At 68.4% G+C, this 16,900-nt stretch carries 14 protein-coding genes and 2 tRNA genes; 5 read left to right on the top strand and 11 right to left on the bottom strand.

The features are described 5' to 3' along the window. Nucleotides 1-64: 64 nt before the first annotated feature. The 3 genes from BLQ73_RS06175 to deoC all read right to left on the bottom strand — a co-directional run bounded on the left by BLQ73_RS06175 (nt 65) and on the right by deoC (nt 3,503). Entirely contained in the window at nt 65-946 is an 882-nt protein-coding gene (locus BLQ73_RS06175; RefSeq protein ID WP_093169145.1) for an aldehyde dehydrogenase family protein, read from the bottom strand. Between the two features lie 179 nt (nt 947-1,125). Further along, a complete protein-coding gene (locus tag BLQ73_RS06170) occupies nt 1,126-2,556 on the bottom strand; it encodes an aldehyde dehydrogenase family protein (protein WP_093169143.1) in 1,431 nt (476 codons plus the stop codon). An 8-nt stretch (nt 2,557-2,564) separates the two neighbouring features. Continuing rightward, nucleotides 2,565-3,503 carry a deoxyribose-phosphate aldolase gene (gene deoC, locus BLQ73_RS06165; protein ID WP_093169141.1) on the bottom strand — a complete coding sequence of 313 codons (939 nt, stop codon included), beginning with the start codon at nt 3,501-3,503 and terminating at the stop codon, nt 2,565-2,567. A 403-nt stretch (nt 3,504-3,906) separates the two neighbouring features. On the opposite strand from deoC, the gene BLQ73_RS32125 reads away from it, so the two are divergent. Further along, on the top strand, nt 3,907-4,068 hold the full coding sequence (locus BLQ73_RS32125; RefSeq protein WP_176955297.1) for a hypothetical protein: 162 nt from the start codon (nt 3,907-3,909) through the stop codon (nt 4,066-4,068). A gap of 119 nt (nt 4,069-4,187) precedes the next feature. Further along, nucleotides 4,188-7,067 carry a helix-turn-helix transcriptional regulator gene (locus BLQ73_RS34470; protein ID WP_093169139.1) on the top strand — a complete coding sequence of 960 codons (2,880 nt, stop codon included), beginning with the start codon at nt 4,188-4,190 and terminating at the stop codon, nt 7,065-7,067. A gap of 49 nt (nt 7,068-7,116) precedes the next feature. Here the strand turns inward: BLQ73_RS34470 and BLQ73_RS06155 are convergent, their stop codons facing one another. The 8 genes from BLQ73_RS06155 to BLQ73_RS06120 all read right to left on the bottom strand — a co-directional run bounded on the left by BLQ73_RS06155 (nt 7,117) and on the right by BLQ73_RS06120 (nt 11,508). Continuing rightward, entirely contained in the window at nt 7,117-7,686 is a 570-nt protein-coding gene (locus BLQ73_RS06155; RefSeq protein ID WP_093169289.1) for a TMEM165/GDT1 family protein, read from the bottom strand. Between the two features lie 317 nt (nt 7,687-8,003). Beyond that, a complete protein-coding gene (locus tag BLQ73_RS06150) occupies nt 8,004-9,053 on the bottom strand; it encodes a UDP-N-acetylmuramate dehydrogenase (RefSeq protein ID WP_093169137.1) in 1,050 nt (349 codons plus the stop codon). 120 nt (nt 9,054-9,173) lie between these two features. Continuing rightward, nucleotides 9,174-9,602: a MaoC family dehydratase gene (locus tag BLQ73_RS06145; RefSeq protein WP_093169135.1), complete on the bottom strand. Its 429-nt coding sequence runs from the start codon at nt 9,600-9,602 to the stop codon at nt 9,174-9,176. A 2-nt stretch (nt 9,603-9,604) separates the two neighbouring features. Next, entirely contained in the window at nt 9,605-10,048 is a 444-nt protein-coding gene (locus BLQ73_RS06140) for a MaoC family dehydratase N-terminal domain-containing protein (RefSeq protein ID WP_093169133.1), read from the bottom strand. A 315-nt stretch (nt 10,049-10,363) separates the two neighbouring features. Further along, nucleotides 10,364-10,528 carry a 50S ribosomal protein L33 gene (gene rpmG / locus BLQ73_RS06135; protein WP_093169131.1) on the bottom strand — a complete coding sequence of 55 codons (165 nt, stop codon included), beginning with the start codon at nt 10,526-10,528 and terminating at the stop codon, nt 10,364-10,366. Between the two features lie 76 nt (nt 10,529-10,604). Then, a tRNA-Met gene (locus BLQ73_RS06130) sits at nt 10,605-10,678 on the bottom strand. Between the two features lie 193 nt (nt 10,679-10,871). Further along, a tRNA-Thr gene (locus BLQ73_RS06125) sits at nt 10,872-10,947 on the bottom strand. A 264-nt stretch (nt 10,948-11,211) separates the two neighbouring features. Beyond that, nucleotides 11,212-11,508, bottom strand: coding sequence for a hypothetical protein (locus BLQ73_RS06120; protein WP_143020150.1), 297 nt, complete (start codon nt 11,506-11,508; stop codon nt 11,212-11,214). Between the two features lie 992 nt (nt 11,509-12,500). Between BLQ73_RS06120 and BLQ73_RS06110 the strand changes: the two genes are divergently transcribed. The 3 genes from BLQ73_RS06110 (at nt 12,501) to BLQ73_RS06100 (ending at nt 16,570) form a co-directional block, all read left to right on the top strand. After that, nucleotides 12,501-13,301: a fasciclin domain-containing protein gene (locus BLQ73_RS06110; protein WP_143020149.1), complete on the top strand. Its 801-nt coding sequence runs from the start codon at nt 12,501-12,503 to the stop codon at nt 13,299-13,301. A gap of 307 nt (nt 13,302-13,608) precedes the next feature. Continuing rightward, the gene (locus tag BLQ73_RS06105) at nt 13,609-15,270 is read left to right on the top strand and encodes an FAD-dependent oxidoreductase (protein ID WP_093169287.1); all 1,662 of its coding nucleotides are present in this window, start codon (nt 13,609-13,611) and stop codon (nt 15,268-15,270) included. 76 nt (nt 15,271-15,346) lie between these two features. After that, on the top strand, nt 15,347-16,570 hold the full coding sequence (locus tag BLQ73_RS06100) for a cytochrome P450 (protein ID WP_093169123.1): 1,224 nt from the start codon (nt 15,347-15,349) through the stop codon (nt 16,568-16,570). The last annotated feature ends 330 nt before the right edge of the window (nt 16,571-16,900 follow it).

Below are 16,900 nucleotides of genomic sequence, written 5' to 3'. Positions count from 1 at the left end.
GCATTGCCCGTGAGATGCGAACACCCCTTGTCCACAGGCTGTGGACAAGGGGTGTTCAGGCGGTTCAGACGCCGATCGGATGCCAGACGGTCTTGGTCTCCAGGAAGGCCGTCATGCGTGTGAGGTCGGGCTCCTCGGACCAGTCGGAGGGCTTCGGCCGCAGGACCCGTTTGAGGTTCTCCGCGGCGTCCCCCTCGCAGCGGCGGGCGAGGTCCGGGTCGGTGACCCCGGTGAGGTCGATGGCGTTGACGTCCATGTGGGAGGCGAGCCAGGGGGCGAGTTCACCGGTGAAGCCGGTGAGGATGTTGACGACGCCGCCGGGCAGGTCGGAGGTGGCGAGCACCTCGGCCAGGGTGATGGACGGCAGGGGCGCGCGTTCGGAGGCGACGACCACGCACGTGTTGCCGGTGACGATGGCGGGGGCGATGACCGACACGAGGCCGAGAAGCGGCTCGTCGGGGGCGATCACGGCGACGACGCCCGTCGGCTCGGGCGAGGAGAGGTTGAAGTACGGCCCCGCCACCGGGTTGGCGGCGCCGCGCACGGCGCCGATCTTGTCCGACCACCCCGCGTACCACACGAGCCGGTCGACGGCGGCGTCGACGAGCTCGCCGGCTTTCTTCGACGGCACGCCGTCGAGTTCGGCGGCGAACTGCGCGCGGCGCCCCTCCAGCATCTCGGCGACGCGGTAGAGGATCTGCCCCCGGTTGTACGGCGTGGCGCCCGACCAGCCGGGGAACGCCTTGCGGGCGGCGGCCACCGCGTCGCGCGCGTCCTTGCGCGAGGCGCGGGAGGCGTTGGCCAGGAAGTCGCCCTTCGTGGAGGACACGGCGTATGCCCTTCCGCTCTCCGAACGCGGGAAGGCCCCGCCGATGAACAGTTTGTAGGTCTTGCGCACGCTCAGTCGGGCAGGCCGCTCGGCGTCGCCCCGGGAAGCCCTACTCATCGCCGCGTCCTCTCCACATGCTCTGCTCAGCCGACCGCTCCGGGACGAAGACGTGAGCGCACCTGCTCACGCCGCAACGGTGGGCGAACCATCCCCGGAGCCGCGGACGGCCCGCTCTGGCGTATCCGTGGCCGCGGGTGCTCTGTGCCCGCCGCGCCGCGCGCCGGGCCCTACGGTGATCACACATCGAGATACGCCTCCAATCCGTGCACTCCACCCTCCCGGCCGTAGCCGGATTCCTTGTAGCCGCCGAACGGCGACGCCGGGTCGAACCGGTTGAACGTGTTGGCCCATACGACGCCGGCCCGCAGGCGGTCGGCCATCCACAGGATGCGTGAGCCCTTCTCGGTCCAGATGCCCGCCGACAGCCCGTAAGGCGTGTTGTTGGCTTTCTCCACGGCTTCGGCGGGGGTGCGGAAGGTGAGAACGGACAGCACCGGGCCGAAGATCTCCTCACGGGCGATGCGGTGCGACTGCGCCACGCCCGTGAAGACCGTCGGGGGGAACCAGTAGCCCCGCTCCGGGAGCGGGCAGGCCGGCGCCCAGCGTTCCGCGCCCTCGGCCTCTCCCGCGTCCGACAGTTCGCGGATCTTCGCGAGCTGGGCGGCCGAGTTGATCGCGCCGATGTCGGTGTTCTTGTCGAGCGGGTCACCGAGGCGGAGGGTGGCCATGCGGCGTTTCAACGCGTCCAGCACGGCGGTGGCGGCGGACTCCTGGACCAGGAGCCGCGATCCGGCGCAGCAGACGTGTCCCTGGTTGAAGAAGATGCCGTTGACGATGCCTTCGACGGCCTGGTCGACGGCCGCGTCGTCGAAAACGATGTTGGCGGCCTTGCCGCCGAGTTCGAGAGTGAGCCTTTTGCCGGTCCCGGCGACCTGCCGGGCGATAAGCCGTCCGACCTCGGTGGAGCCGGTGAAGGCGACCTTGTCGACGTCGGGGTGGCGGACGAGGGCCGAACCGGTATCCCCGGCGCCGGTGACGATGTTGACGACACCGGGCGGCAGGTCGGCCTGGCGGCAGATCTCGGCGAAGGCCAGCGCGGTCAGGGGGGTGGTCTCGGCGGGCTTGAGCACGACGGTGTTGCCGCAGGCCAGCGCGGGGGCGATCTTCCAGGCCAGCATGAGCAGCGGGAAGTTCCACGGGATGACCTGCGCGGCCACGCCGAGCGGCCTCGGCCGCTCCCCGAAGCCAGCGTATTTCAGTTTGTCGGCCCAGCCCGCGTAGTAGAAGAAGTGCGCCGCGACGAGTGGGATGTCCACGTCCCGCGACTCGCGGATCGGCTTGCCGTTGTCGAGGGTTTCGAGGACGGCGAGTTCCCGGGCCCGCTCCTGGATGATCCGGGCGATGCGGAAGAGGTACTTGGCCCGTTCCCGGCCGGGCAGTACACCCCAGACCTCGTCGTATGCCTTGCGCGCCGCCTGGACGGCGCGATCGACGTCGGCCTCGGTCGCGTGCGCGACCTCCGACAGGATCTCTTCCGAGGCGGGGTCGACCGTCTTGATCCGCTCGTAGCCGAGCGATTCGACCCATTCGCCGTTGATGAAAAGGTCGTAGGAGGGTTTGATGTCGACGACATCGCGCGACTCTGGCGCCGGTGCGTATTCAAACATGAGGCGCCTCAGTCCACGGTGAAGTAGTCGGGGCCGGCGTAGCGGCCGGAGGTCAGCTTCTGACGCTGCATGAGCAGGTCGTTCAGGAGCGAGGAGGCCCCTAGTCTGAACCGGTCGGGCGTCAGCCAATCCTCCCCCGCCGTCTCCTTGACCAGGACCAGGTTCTTGATGGCGTCCTTGGTCGTGCGGATCCCGCCGGCGGGCTTGACGCCGACCACACGCCCGGTCCGCTCGCGGAAGTCGCGGACGGCCTCCAGCATGATCAAGGTCACCGGGAGTGTGGCGGCGGGCGACACCTTGCCGGTCGAGGTCTTGATGAAGTCGGCTCCGGCGAGCATGGCGAGCCAGGAGGCCCGGCGCACGTTGTCGTAGGTCGCGAGTTCGCCGGTCTCCAGAATCACCTTGAGGTGAGCCGCTCCGCACGCGGCCTTGACCGCTGCGACCTGCTCGTACACCGTCCGATAGTCTCCGGCGAGGAACGCTCCTCGGTCGATCACCATGTCGATCTCGTCGGCTCCGGCGGCGACCGCCAGCGCCGTATCGGCGACCTTCACCTCCAGCGAGGACCGTCCGCTGGGGAACGCGGTCGCCACGCTCGCGACCTTCACCCCGCTCCCGGAGAGGGCGCGTACGGCGTCGGCCACCAGGTCCGGATACACGCAGACGGCGGCGACACGGGGAACGGACGGGTCGGTGGGATCCGGGTGTACGGCCTTGGCGCACATCGCCCGGACCTTACCGGGGGTGTCCGCGCCCTCCAATGTGGTGAGGTCCACCATGGAGATCGCCAGGTCGATGGCGTGGGCCTTGGCCGCTGTCTTGATCGAACGTGTGGCCAGCGCCGCGGCCCGCTGATCGGCGCCCACTCGGTCTACGCCGGGCAAGCCGTGCAGGAATCCTCGCAATGTGGCGTCGGAGGACGCCACGTCCACGAGTGAGGTAGTCACTGTTGACACCTCATTAGCATGCCGACCCAGGTGATGGATTCCAAACCGGAACTGGACCGCGGCGGTCCCGACTTTTCATCAGCTTTCGCCCATGTCACTTCGATCCCCGGTGTTCCACGTCCGGGACCGTTCCCGGCCACGGAGGCGCTTCGGCGTCAGCCGTACGAGAGCGCGAGCCGCCGCCCCGCGCGAGCGGCGCGAAGGTCGGCGAGATGATCGTGAAAGCTCTCACGGAGCATCATCGTCGCTGGTCCAAGGCGGTACTTCGGCGTGTCCTAGGTAGTCGGGAGTCGAAGGTTGGGCAAGAGATAAGGCATCCGTCCGATGTGGCGAAGGGGGCCTTAGCCGCACCGTTGAAGGTGTCGGAGAAGGCAGGTTCTCGGCGACATCGAAAGGCACACGGATGGCTCCTGAGCTCCACTATCAACTGATCCTCGTCCGCGCGGAGGAGCTACGCGCGCAGGCCGCCCGCCACCACACGGTGCGAGAGGCGGAATGCGTCAGGACGGGTCGCGGCGTCGCCGTACGGCGACGGTCGCTCTTCGGCAAGCTTGCGAACCTATGACGCCGCCATGTGAGCCCGGCCGCACCCTCCCTCGCGGCCGGGCCACCAAACCCCCCTGACCTGCTCTTCAGCGGCCCGCTCACGGAAAAATAAGAGGAAATATCCGATAAAGGCATGCCATGCTGGACGACGTGATAGGTCGGCTGGTGAGCCCCGTCTTCGTCGGGCGAGAGAGCGAGCTGTCCAGCCTGGCCGAAGCTCTCGAGCAATCCCGAAGCCACACCGCTTCCGCCGTACTCCTCGGCGGTGAGGCGGGCATCGGTAAAACCCGACTGGTACAGCGGTTCTCCGAACAGGCCGCGCGCGAGGGCGCCCACGTCCTCGCGGGCGGCTGCGTCGAGCTGTCGTCGGAAGGACTGGCCTACGCTCCGTTCACGGCGGCGCTGCGCCAACTCGTCCGCGAGACCGGCACCGAGGGCATCCAGGCGCTGCTGCCCGAGGGAGCCTCCCGCGATTTCGCCCGGCTACTGCCGGAGTTCGGCACACCCGATGGGGACGTCGAAACCGGCATCGGCCGGGCGCGGCTGTTCGAGCAGTTCCTCACGTTACTGGAGCGACTCGCCGAACACCGCCCGGTGCTCCTCGTCATCGAGGACATCCACTGGGCCGACCGCTCAAGCCGCGACCTGATCGCCTTTCTGAGCCGGAACCTGCGGGCCGCACCGGTGCTCATGGTGCTGACGTACCGCTCCGACGACCTTCACCGGCAGCACCCGCTCCGACCCGTGCTCGCCGAGCTCAGCAGGCTCGAAGGCATCGCACGCCTGGAACTGCCGCGCTTCACCAAGGATGAGGTCTCCGCGCAGATGGCGGGGATCATGGGGCAGACACCCGAATACGCGCTGGTCACCAAGGTTTTCAACCGCAGCGAGGGTATCCCGCTGTTCGTCGAGGGCCTGATGGAGTGCGGCGGCGACTGCTCGTTCCCCACCTCCCTCCACGACGTGATCATCGGCTCCGTCGAACGTCTCCCCGACGCCACCCAGCAGGTCCTGCGCATCGCCGCCTCAGGCGGCACCCGGATCGGCCACGCGCTGCTGGCCGCCGTCAGCGGCCTTTCCGACATCGACCTCGAAGCCGCACTACGGCCGGCCATCGCCGCCAACGTCATCCAGGTCACCGACAACGGCGCCTACACGTTTCGGCACGCCCTCATCCGCGAAGCCGTCCACGAGGAACTACTGCCCGGCGAGCGCATACGGCTCCACGCCCGCTTCGCCGAAGAGATCGAACGCGACCGGACGCTCGTCCCGCCCGGCCGGGCCGCCATCGAGATCGCCCACCACTGGTACGCCGCCCGCAACGACCTCTGGGCGCTGACCTCGGCCTGGCAGGCCGCACAGAAGTCGGGCGCCGCACTCGCCTACACCGAGCAGGTCCAGATGCTCGAACGCGTCCTCAGCCTGTGGGACAAGATCCCCGACGCCGCCGAGCGCATCGGCGCCGACCACACCAGCGTCCTCGAACGCGCCTCCGCGGCGGCCGACTCCGGCGGCGACATGGACCGCAGCATGCGTTTCGCCAAGGCCGCTCTGGAGGAGCTCGACGAGACGGCCGAACCGGAGCGGGTGGCCGAACTCGTCGTGCGAATCTCCCAATGCAAGATCCAGAAGCGGCGGCCCGGAGCGCTCGACGACCTCCGCCACGCCGAGAGCCTGGTCCCACTCCCCGGCCTGGCCAGGGCCCACGTGCTCAACAAGCTCGGTTTCTTCCTCATCTTCCGCGGCGACGTGATCGAAGGCACCGCCCTCACCCAGGAAGGGCTGCGGATCGCCCGCGCCGAAGGCGACGACGCGCTCCAGGCCGACTTCGTGCTCAACCTCGGCGTGGGCCAGGCGATGCGCGGCGACCTCAACGCCCAGCAGGCCACCAACCAGCGCGCCCAGCGGATAGGCGAACGCGCGGGCATGCCGAGGCTCACCCTCCGGGCCATCGGCAACACCGTCGACTCCCTCAACAACCTCGGCCGCTCCGAAGAGGCCCTCGCCATCGCGCTCAAAGGGGAACAGCTCGCCCGGGACTACGGCCTCTACCGGGTTTCCGGCGTCTTCATCGCCAACAACCGGGCCGAAGCCCTCGAATCCCTCGGCCGGTTCGACGAGGCGACCAAGGTCATCGACAAAGCCCTCAGCATGGACCCGACCCTCCGCAGCCGCCACCACCTGCTGCGCACCCGCGCGGATGTCGCTGTCGCCCGGGGCGAGATCGACCTGCTCGAAACGATCCTCAACGAGATCGGCGGAGACACACCCGTCACCGATGACTTCATCCAGGAACTCAACGCCAACTCCCGGCTGATGATCAGCTTCCATCTGCTCAAAGACGACCTGGACGCCGCCCTCCGCACCGCGGAGGAGGCCATGAAGACCACCTCGGCGAATAAGCCCCTGCTCGGCTGGCGGCTCCTGTCCACCGTCAGCACCGCCTGCAACCGCGCCGCGGCGACCGACCCCGCACGCGCCGCCGCCATCCGCGCCCTCGCCGACACGACCGTCTCCCGCATGACCGTCAACAGCCCCGTCGCCGAGGGCTACAGCCTCCTCTACCAGGGGGGATACGACCAGGCCGCCTCCGTCTGGGAGTCGCTCAAGCGGCCCCACCTGCACGCCAGAGCCCTGTACCTCGCCGCCGACGCCGCCGCCCAGCGGGGCGACCGCGAGGCGGCAGCCGTACGGCTCCGCCATGCCCATCCGATCGCCGAAGCCGCCGGTGTGGCCCCGCTCATGGCCGACGCGGAGAGCCTCGCCCGCCGGGTCGGGGTCAACCTGACCGGCGGCCCGAACCCGCCCGCCGCCGCAGGCGGCGACACGCTCACCCCTCGCGAACGGGAAGTACTTCGCCTTGTTGCCCAAGGCAGGTCCAACCGGGACATCGCTGGGGAACTGTTCATCTCCACGAAAACCGTGAGTGTCCACGTGTCGAACATCCTGGGCAAGCTCTCCGTCTCCACGCGGGGAGAGGCAGCGGCGGCGGCCCACCGCCTCTCCCTACTGAGCTGATGACCGCGTCCTGCTGAGCTGACAGCCGCGTCGCCTCCCGGCACCGCCGTCAGCCGACCAGCGGCTGCACGATCAAGATGACGCCGAAGACGGCGAACGCGGCGGCTGCGCCGTACCGGATGATCTTTTCCGGGAGGTGCTTGCCGAGCATCCGGCCCACGACGATGGCCAACGCGTCGGCCGCCACCATGCCGACGGTCGAACCGATCCACGTGCCCAACCACCCATGCTGCGTGGCGAGGGTGATGGTGGCGAGCATCGTCTTGTCCCCGAGCTCGGCGAGGAAGAACGCGACCGTCACCGCGATCAGCGCAGACCTTGTCGTGCTCTGCGCCTTACGCGCCTCCTCGTCGGTGAGCTCATCCCCACGGAGAGTCCAGATCGCGAACCCGAGGAACGCGATGCCGGCGACAATGCTGATCGCCGTTGTGGGGAGCACGTCACCGACGAGCCCGCCGAGGGCCACACTGATCAGGTGCACAACGGTCGTCGCGAGCGTGATGCCGGCCAGAACCGGCCATGCTTTGAACCGGGTCGCGAAAGTCATGGCCATGAGCTGGCTTTTATCGCCGAGCTCCGCCACGAAGATCACAACCAGGCTGATCCAGAACGCTTCCAAGGTCGCCTCTCTGCGCCGTGCGACCGGGCCGGAAGCGGAAGCGAAACCGAGGGAAACTGCTCTGCGGCACGCGACTTCGGCCCGGCAGCAGTTGTGCATAACCGCCAGGCCGAAGGTCTCGTCCGCCCGTGAAGGCCCGCGCGACCGGGCACGCACTGCGTGCCAGCATGTCGATCACGCGATTGGGACTACTCCCCTTCGGTGTTTCGCTTGCATGCTAACAGCCCCCCAGGCATGGGCCAACCAGGGCCCGCCCCTCAACGAGGAGGGAAAACACCGGATCAAGAGCCCATTCCCCGCGACGCGAAGCGTCGCCATCAAAACGCCAGGCCCACCAGGACCGGCTCGTTGACCAAGGTGACGCCGAAGCGGCTGCGGACGCCGTCGCGGACCTCGCGGGCGAGGGCGAGGAGCTCGTGGGTGGTCGCCGAGAGGCCGGGGTTGGTCAGGGCCAGGGTGTGTTTGGTGGAGATGCGTGCGGCGCCCCGGCTGTAGCCCTTGGCGAAGCCTGCCCGTTCGATGAGCCAGGCGGCCGGCACTTTGACGGTGCCGTCCGACATGTCCCAGCGTGGGTGACCTGGGGCACGTACTTCGAGCTCGATGGCCTGCTTTTCGGTTAACACCGGGTTGGTGAAGAACGAGCCGGCGCTGAAGGTGTCGGGGTCGCGGGTGTCGAGCACCATGCCTTTGGAGCGCCGGAGGGCGAGTACGGCTTTGCGGGCGTCGGCGAGCGGCACCCGGTCGCCGAGCTCGACGCCCAAGGTGAGGGCGAGTTCCTTGTAGGCGATCGGGCCGGACAGGGGTGACCGTTCGAGGGCGTAGGTGACAGACAGGACCACGTGGCGTGTCGGCTGGGCCTTGAACATGCTGTAGCGGTAGGAGAAGCCGCAGCGCTCGGCGTCGAGGTCGAGGATGTCTCGCGTGGTGCGGTCGAAAACCCGGACCCGGGCGATGGTCTGCGACACGTCCTGCCCGTAGGCACCGACGTTCTGGATCGGCGTCGACCCCACCAGGCCGGGAATGCCGGACAGGCATTCGATGCCCGACCATTGTTCCGCTACGGCCCGCTCGACGAGCCAGTCCCAGTCCTCGCCCGCTTGGACGGTGACGAGGACCATGTCGCCGGCCTCGGCCGCGGTGACGCCGCGGGAGGCCACGCGCACGACAAGCCCGTCGAAACCCTCGTCAGAGACCACGAGGTTACTGCCGCCGCCCAGCAGGAGCGCCGGCTCTTCGTTCCGGTCGGCCTCGCCGATCACGTGGACCAGCGCCTCGGCCGATCTCACTTCCGTGAACGCGCGAGCCGGTCCGCCCAGCTTCAGTGTGGTGTACGGCGCAAGCCGTACGCCCTCTATCCGGTCAGCCATGCGTGTCCTCAACCCAGCGGTACCCGTCCAGCCTTGCCAGCTTATGGGGTCGGGGCGGAAGAAACGGTCATCCGGCGTTCCGTGCCGCATTCGCGGCTCGAGTGATTGCGGGTCAGGAAGTCAGGCAAGCTGGACGACCGACTGGGCCCGGGACAGGACCCGCGAGTCGCCGGACTTGACGGTCAGCGCCACGACCACGCGCTTGTCCTCAAGTTTCTCCTTCACCACACCGCTCACCCGGATGACGGTGCCCTGGTCGTCGTCGGGCACGACCACCATGGAGGAGAAACGGACTCCGTAGTCGATGACCGCGCCCGGGTCTCCCACCCAGTCGGTGATGAAACGGCCGCCCTGGGCCATGGTGTACATCCCGTGGGCGATGACGTCAGGCAGACCGACGGTCTTCGCGAAGCGCTCGTTCCAGTGGATGGGGTTGAAGTCTCCGGAGGCCCCGGCGTACATCACCAGGTTGACGCGGCGGACGGGGTAGTCGGCGGCGGGGATCTCCTGGCCGACCTCGACGTCGTCGTATTTGACCGTGGCAGCCATGGTTATGCCGCTCCTCCGCGCTCGACGATGCTGTTGTAGGCGGTGCAGACGAGTTTGCCGTGGACGTCGACGATGTCTGTCTTGATGGTGATCAGTTCGTTGCGGGCGATGCTGCGGATCTCGGTGATCGTCGCGGTGCTGACGAGCTCGTCGCCGGCCACGATCGGACGCTGGTATTCGAACCGCTGCTCGCTGTGGACCACCATCGCGTAGTTGAGGCCGAGCTCGGGGTCGATCAGCGCGTCGCTCGGGAGGCAGAACACGATCGGGAAGGTCGGCGGGGCCACCACGTCGGAGTGTCCCGCGGCCCGGGCGAGCTCGGTGTCGAGACACATCGGGTTCGCGTCGCCGATGGCGGTGGCGAACTCGCGGATCTTCACCCGGCTGACCTCATAGGGGGCTGAGGGCGGGTATACGCGCCCGATGAAATCGCGGTTCAACGCCATCGTGTCTTCGACTCCTTCAACGCTGTGCGGGCAGCAAGGCGGGCAGCAAGACTGTACGCGGGCGGAGCCGCCTGCATCGACGCTCAAGATTCGGCGCGCCGCGCCCCGAACCCACCGCCACGCAAAGGAACGCTCTCACGCACCCGAACAAGGCACCCGAACGAGGTATCCGAACAAGGTCCGGAAACACGACAGACCGGGTGCCGTCAGCGGCACACCGGTCCTGCGTGATGATGCGTGATGAACTGCAACAGCAAGCACTCCTGCCACCGGAGCGGCACGACGGCCTCGGCGATCAGGGACCTGCGGGAGAACCTAGCGGGTCTCGCGGTGCGGCTGGTGCGTCTTGCAGTTGGGGCAGTACTTCTTCAGCTCAAGCCGGTCCGGGTCGTTGCGCCGGTTCTTCCGCGTGATGTAGTTGCGGTGCTTGCACTCCTGGCAGGCCAGCGTGATCTTCGGCCTAACGTCGGTGGCAGCCACGTGGGAGTGCCTTTCTACGTTTGGGACTAGGGACAACCCACGTCAGCCACCCTTGCGAGGTGGCTGAGGAGGGTAGTAGCGGAGGCCGGACTTGAACCGGCGACACAACGATTATGAGCCGTTTGCTCTGCCTGACTGAGCTACTCCGCCTTGGACCGGCAAACTAAACCGGCCACGAAAGGATACCCGACCCGAGCGAGTGTCTCGCACATCGCTCCAGCCCCGCCGGAGCGGGCCAGGCACCCCCCCAGTATGCCGCAAGAACGCCGCAGACCGTAAATCAATACTTCATCTAAGCGAAAAGGCCCGCTCCGGAAAACCCGGGACAGGCCCTTTAAAGGAGTGGAGCCCCGTTACGGAATCGAACCGTAGACCTTCTCCTTACCATGGAGACGCTCTGCCGACTGAGCTAACGGGGCCTCGTCCGCGCTGCGGACAGGTGTAACCATACACCGGGCTCGCCCCGTGCGCGAATCATCTGAAGTTCCCCCGGCACCGACACGCTCCCCCTCTCCCGGCACCCGCGTGACCAGCACCGCCCCAAGCCCCAGAGGGCGGAGAGGGCGATCCGGAGCCCGACAGACGACCGTGACAGACGACCGCGCCAACGGCGCCGGCCGCGCCGCACTCGTCACCCGAGCCTGTCCACCGGATCGCCCTCCGCGAGACCCGCCCTGATCACGTCACCGCTCGCGCGAGCTGAATCTCTGATCGGTGAGACGCTTGGCCTGCTCCTCGGGCAGCCCCGGGGCGTTGACGGTGAAACCGGCGTAGAACCCGCCCCGCTTCCCCCAGCGAATGTTACTGAGTGTGATCGTCGCGGGATATCCCTTGGTCTCGCATTGAGGCAGGCACCACAAGCCGTTCACCTCCCCCACGCCGACCGCGGTGGCACCTCCCCACGACCGCCATTGGATCTTGGTCATGGCGGAGACCTTGTTCAGCCCCATGGCGGGCGGACGCTGGAGCGGCCGGCCCATATAGGCAACGACATACACCGGCATCGCACGCGAAGGCGAGGGTGCGGTCTTGCGCTCCACACGCGTTCCACTACCACTCCCACATGCGCCGACCAGCACAAACAGCGCAATCGGGCCAATAGTCCACCTCATAATGTTCCCCCCGAACGTCAGACTTGCGTCCCCCTTCGACCACAGGACACCACGGGGCCCTGGATCACCACACCGGGGGCCCCGCCGTACCCGTCACGAGACGGCGGCAGCGCCCCCTCAGCAGGGCTCAGCGCCCCCTCGGCAGGGCCTGCCGCCGAGCTGGACGCGCGAAAGTCCCCTTCGGCGGCAAAGCAGGGTTTAACCCCGCCCCGGAAGTCACTCAACGTGACGATGGCGGTGTACGGTGCCCGCAGCCGATCTCGCGGCTCCTGCCGTACTCGCCGAAAGGCCCGCCGATGGGCGGCCCCGTGACAGCCGTCCGGCGACCTTGTGACGGCCCCCTGACGGCGCGAGGGGCGAGACCCGCCGCCAGAGACATGGCCGGAGCAAGGATCGGTACAGAATTCTTCAACGCAGTCGCCTTCCCGCATGGACCGTGCCACGGGGAACTCTTCTCGGATGCCCCAGCGCTATGTAACGGCCATTCGTCGGCCTGAATCCCGTCTGGGCAGCGGGATGACCTCACAGAGATCGGCGAGGTCGACGAATCCCGCCACCTGCTCGACCGATACGCAGTCGGCCACGAGTCGGCCATGCCTACGGATACGGAGCACTTGGCGTCCCGCGCGCATGGCCGAGGTGATCTCGTAGCCATCCGGCCCGACCCAACGCCTCTCCATGAGGCCACACACTAAGCCGAATCCCACCTGTACCGGTACACGACACATGCACCACAGACAACCAGCATGACCATCTCGCCTGTTTTGGCTGGGTATATACCCGTCGCCGGGCGAACGTCCTTTATGCCCGGGTGCGACAGCAGACCCATTGTGGTCGATAAAAACGGGGGGAACGACCGCATGAACAGGACCGCTCTACTCGCGTCGGCGCTGGCCGCAGTGGCCCTCACCGGGGCCTGCGGCACAACGCCAGCCCAAACACGGATCGCCAAGCAAGCAGCGCAGCCGGCGGCCGCACCCGCCACAGAGGCACCACCCGGCCAAGCGCCAGGCGAGCCGGGACCTGAAGCGCCACCCGCGCCCGGCGGCACCGAACCCGGGGTCCCCGGAGGCACCGCGCCCCCGCCCGGAGAGGAGACGGGCACCCCGGGGGTGACTCCCACCGAGGCCCAGACCACCACACCGACGCCCACCGGCACGGCCACGACGACGCCGACCGGAACGCCGCCGGCGATCGTCCCACCCGTCGGCCCCGCCTGCAAGGCCATCCCGAGCTCCGGCCCGGGCAGCCTCACCGACATGGCGAGCAAACCCGTCGTCGCCGCCGCGGCCAGCAGCCCGAGCCTCACCACCTTCGCCGCCGCCGTCAAGCGGGCAGGACTCACCGACACCTTGAACGACGCCAAGGACATCACGGTGTTTGTCCCTTCCAACGAAGCATTCGCCAAGGTGCCGCAGGACCAGCTCAGCGAGCTCCTCGGCGACAAGGAGAAGCTCAGGAAGATCCTCAAGTACCACGTGGTGGAAGGCCGCAAGAAGCCGGCCGACCTCAAGAGCGCCACGCTCACCACCCTTGAAGGCGGAACCCTGACCACCAAGGGGAACGGCACCATCACCGTCAAGGACGCCAACGTCACCTGCGGCGCCATCATGACAGCCAACGCCAACGTCTACATCATCGACAAGCTTCTCAAGCCTTGACGATGCCTCGTAGATCATCCACTGGTGGCCGGCCCATCACCCGGCCGCCCGTGGATCCCCCCACCACCCCACTCGTACGGCCCCAGCCCCCATCCCTGCCCCCACCACCTCCGAGCGAGGCTCCTGCTCCTGATCCGCGCGATGTCCCCGGCCCGCGCGTTGTCCCCGGCCCGCGAACCTCGCCACCTCCCTCGGGTCGGCCGCACGCACCCTGTCGAGGGGGAGCTTTAAGGCGGCTTGCGGAGGTTTGGCTGGTACCTGGTGGAAAGCACAGCGTGAGGCCACATGAGGCGGGAAGGTGGAGGTCATGAGGGTTGTGGTGAACCTGACTCGCTGCCAGGGGTATGCGCAGTGCGCCTTTCTGGCTCCCGAGGTGTTCCGGCTACAGGGCGCCGAGGCGCTGATGTACGACCCCGAACCCGACGAGGCGCAGCGTGAGCACGTCCTGCGGGCCGCGGCGGCGTGCCCGGTGCAGGCCATCCGAGTGGACCGGATCGACGGAGAGGATTCCGCCACAGCACCCACAGGGGTGGCCGCGGCGATCCCGGCGCGGCGCGCAGCGCACAGCCCAGCCGCGGTGGGCACGGTGGACCAGGCGATCGAGCGCCTGCGGCGCGAAGGTCACATTGTGATCGTCGGTGCGTCGCTGGCGGGCCTGACCGCCGCAGCGACCCTGCGCCGGGAGGGCTTCACCGGTTCGCTGACGATGATCGGGGAAGAGCGGCATAGGTCATACGACCGCCCGCCCCTGTCCAAACACGTCATCGACGGCTGGATCACCGCCGACCGCACCCGCCTGCCGTTCAGCGACGATGTCAACGCGCAGTGGCTGCTCGGCGTCCGCGCCACCGGGCTGGACCCCGTCGCCAAGCAGGTCCTGCTCGCTGACGGCGGCTCGGTCGACTACGACCGCCTGTTGATCGCCACCGGGACCCGTGCCCGACCGTGGTTCAACGAGGCCGAGGCCGAGCTCGACGGCGTGGTCGTGGTGCGCACCAGCGACGACGCCGCCGCGTTGCGGCGCCTACTGGACCGCCGGCCCCGGCGAGTGCTGATCATCGGCGCCGGGTTCACCGGGTCCGAGGTCGCCTCGGTCTGCCGCCAACGCGACCTGGCGGTCACAGTCGTCGAACGGGGCCAGGCGCCCCTGGTGGGGGCCTTGGGCGGGGTGATCGGCGCGGTGGCCGCCGACCTGCAGCGCGAGCACGGCGTCGACCTGCGCTGCGGCCTCACCGTCACACGCCTGGAAGGCGACGACTCCGGCCGGCTGCGCCGCGCCCACCTGTCCGACGGCACCGCACTCGACGCCGACGTGGCCGTGGTGGCGCTCGGCGCCGTACGCAACACCGAATGGCTGCACGACTCGGGACTGGCCGCCGGCGTGTGGGGAGTGGCCTGCGACGCCGGTTGCCGGGCGTTCGACATCAACGGCGTGACCACCGACGACGTCTTCGTGGCCGGGGACGTCGCGCGATTCCCGCATCCGCTCTACAACTACCAGTTCCTAGCGCTGGAACACTGGGGCAACGCGGTCACCCAGGCCCAGGTCGCCGCACACAACATGGTCAGCGCCCAGGCCGACCGGTGGCCGCACCTGGCCAGCCCGATGTTCTGGTCGAACCAGTTCGGCATCACCATCAAGTCGGTAGGCGTACCGACCTTCGCCGACCAGGTCGTCATCACCCAGGGCTCCCTCGCCGAGCGGCGCTTCGTGGCCGCCTACGGGCATGCCGGGCGCATCATCGCCGCGGTCGCGTTCGACCAGGGCAAGTGGCTGGAGTTCTACCAGCGCCTGATCGAGGCGGCTGCGCCGTTCCCGCCCGAGCACGATGTCGTCGACCGGCCGGCCGAACGGGAACCCATGTCGGCGCAGATGCCCGAGCAGCCGGTCCGTGACCTGCACGCCACCGTCATCGTGACCGGCCACGACCCCAGCGAGCGCCGCGCCGAACTCATCCGTCACCACTGACCCGACCTCTCGCCAGAGCGCCGCCCAACGCGCCAACGGCGACCGGGCATGGGCGACGCTCACGAAAGGCATCGTCATGGCACAGGCCAGCCTCTTCCAGCAGATCCTCGACCCCACCAACCGGGCGAACCCGTACCCGCTGTACGCCGAGCTGCGCAAAACCCCGGTGACGCGGGAAGCCGACGGCACCTACGTGGTCAGCACCTACGACGAGATCGTCGCGCTGCTGCACGACCCGCGGGTCAGCTCCGATCCCCGCAAGCACCCCCGCCTGACCGGCGAGGACGAGTCATCCGCGCTGCTCCTCCCCTTCATCGGCCTGGACCCACCCGACCACGACCGGCTGCGGGAACTGGCCATGCGCCCGTTCGGGCCGCCTCACACCCCCGCGCGCATCGAAGCGCTCCGCCCATGGCTCACCAAGGTCACCAACGACCTGATCGACGGCTTCGCCGGAAAAAACCGCATCGACGCCGTCGAAGAGTTCACCTACCCGCTCCCCGTAACCGCGATCTGCCACCTGCTCGGCGTGCCACGCGAAGACGAGCCGCGCTTCCACCTCTGGGCCGACGCCACCGTCGAGACCATCGACCCCACCACCGGAACATTCGAGGAGCGCCAGCGCAGAAGAACCCAGCTCAGGCGCGAACTGGGCGAGTACTTCAACACCCTCGCCGACGCCCGCGCCCTCCACCCCGGCGACGACCTGATCTCCGGCATGCTCACCGACGCCGGACCGCACGGGCCGATGTCCCGCGCCGACGTGCTCAACACCGCCTCGCTGCTGCTGATCGCCGGCCATGAGACCACCGTCAACCTCGTCGCCAACGGCATACTCACCCTGCTGCGCCACCCCGACACGCTCGAACGGCTGCGCCGCGAACCCCACCTGGTCACCCCGCTCGTCGAGGAACTCCTCCGCTACGAACCACCGGTGCACATGCTGACCAGTCGCAGCACCCTGGCGGACATCGACCTCGCCGGCACCACCATCCCGCAGGGCTCACCCCTCACGCTCGTCCTCGCCGCCGGCAGCCGCGACCCCAACCGCTTCACCAACCCTGACCGCTTCGACCCCGACCGCACCGACAACGCCCACCTCGGCTTCGGCAGCGGCATCCACTACTGCTACGGCGCCCCCCTGGCCCGGGTCGAAACCCAGGTGGCCCTCTCCGCCCTGGCCCATCGGCTGGTCAACCCCCGACTGGTCGCCGAGCCCCCGCCGTACCGCCCCAACCCGGCCCTGCGCGGCCCCCGCCACCTCCCCATCGAGTTCGACGCCATCGCCCCGACTCGCTAGCCCCAGCGACAGGATCAGGCTCGCGTTGCACACGCCTGAGACAACCGCGGCCGGGCCGGGCCGGCACCCGGTCCACCTCCGCGGCGGCAGCAGGTCCTAAACCGGCTGCCGTCCGGAGCCGTACATTCCCCCACGCCCCCGATGATGCGGAAACACCTTATCCATAACGAACCTCGGCGTACCTGCGTCACGGGATGGATCGGGTCCACCAGCCCCTGCGTCAAAATTGGGTGTCGGCCTCAGCCAATTCGGCGACATCGAGAGCCCGGCGGTTAGCCTCACACGCAGGAAGGGTGAGCATCACCAGCAATTTACTGAGATCACGTTATG

It is taken from the genome of Sinosporangium album (genome assembly GCF_900100605.1).
GTDB lineage: Bacteria > Actinomycetota > Actinomycetes > Streptosporangiales > Streptosporangiaceae > Sinosporangium > Sinosporangium album.
Note: the sequence above shows the minus strand (reverse complement) of the source record. Positions and strands in the feature narration are given on the sequence as shown.

Bases quoted from the DNA above. Each gene is read 5' to 3' on its own strand.
- BLQ73_RS06120 (WP_143020150.1), bottom strand. From the start codon at position 11,508: ATGGGCCGGCCGCTCCAGCGTCCGCCCGCCATGGGGCTGAACAAGGTC.
- BLQ73_RS34470 (WP_093169139.1), top strand. From the start codon at position 4,188: ATGCTGGACGACGTGATAGGTCGGCTGGTGAGCCCCGTCTTCGTCGGG.
- BLQ73_RS06150 (WP_093169137.1), bottom strand. From the start codon at position 9,053: ATGGCTGACCGGATAGAGGGCGTACGGCTTGCGCCGTACACCACACTG.
- BLQ73_RS06140 (WP_093169133.1), bottom strand. From the start codon at position 10,048: ATGGCGTTGAACCGCGATTTCATCGGGCGCGTATACCCGCCCTCAGCC.
- BLQ73_RS06100 (WP_093169123.1), top strand. From the start codon at position 15,347: ATGGCACAGGCCAGCCTCTTCCAGCAGATCCTCGACCCCACCAACCGG.
- BLQ73_RS06145 (WP_093169135.1), bottom strand. From the start codon at position 9,602: ATGGCTGCCACGGTCAAATACGACGACGTCGAGGTCGGCCAGGAGATC.
- BLQ73_RS32125 (WP_176955297.1), top strand. From the start codon at position 3,907: ATGGCTCCTGAGCTCCACTATCAACTGATCCTCGTCCGCGCGGAGGAG.
- BLQ73_RS06105 (WP_093169287.1), top strand. From the start codon at position 13,609: ATGAGGGTTGTGGTGAACCTGACTCGCTGCCAGGGGTATGCGCAGTGC.
- BLQ73_RS06170 (WP_093169143.1), bottom strand. From the start codon at position 2,556: ATGTTTGAATACGCACCGGCGCCAGAGTCGCGCGATGTCGTCGACATC.
- BLQ73_RS06175 (WP_093169145.1), bottom strand. From the start codon at position 946: ATGAGTAGGGCTTCCCGGGGCGACGCCGAGCGGCCTGCCCGACTGAGC.
- BLQ73_RS06110 (WP_143020149.1), top strand. From the start codon at position 12,501: ATGAACAGGACCGCTCTACTCGCGTCGGCGCTGGCCGCAGTGGCCCTC.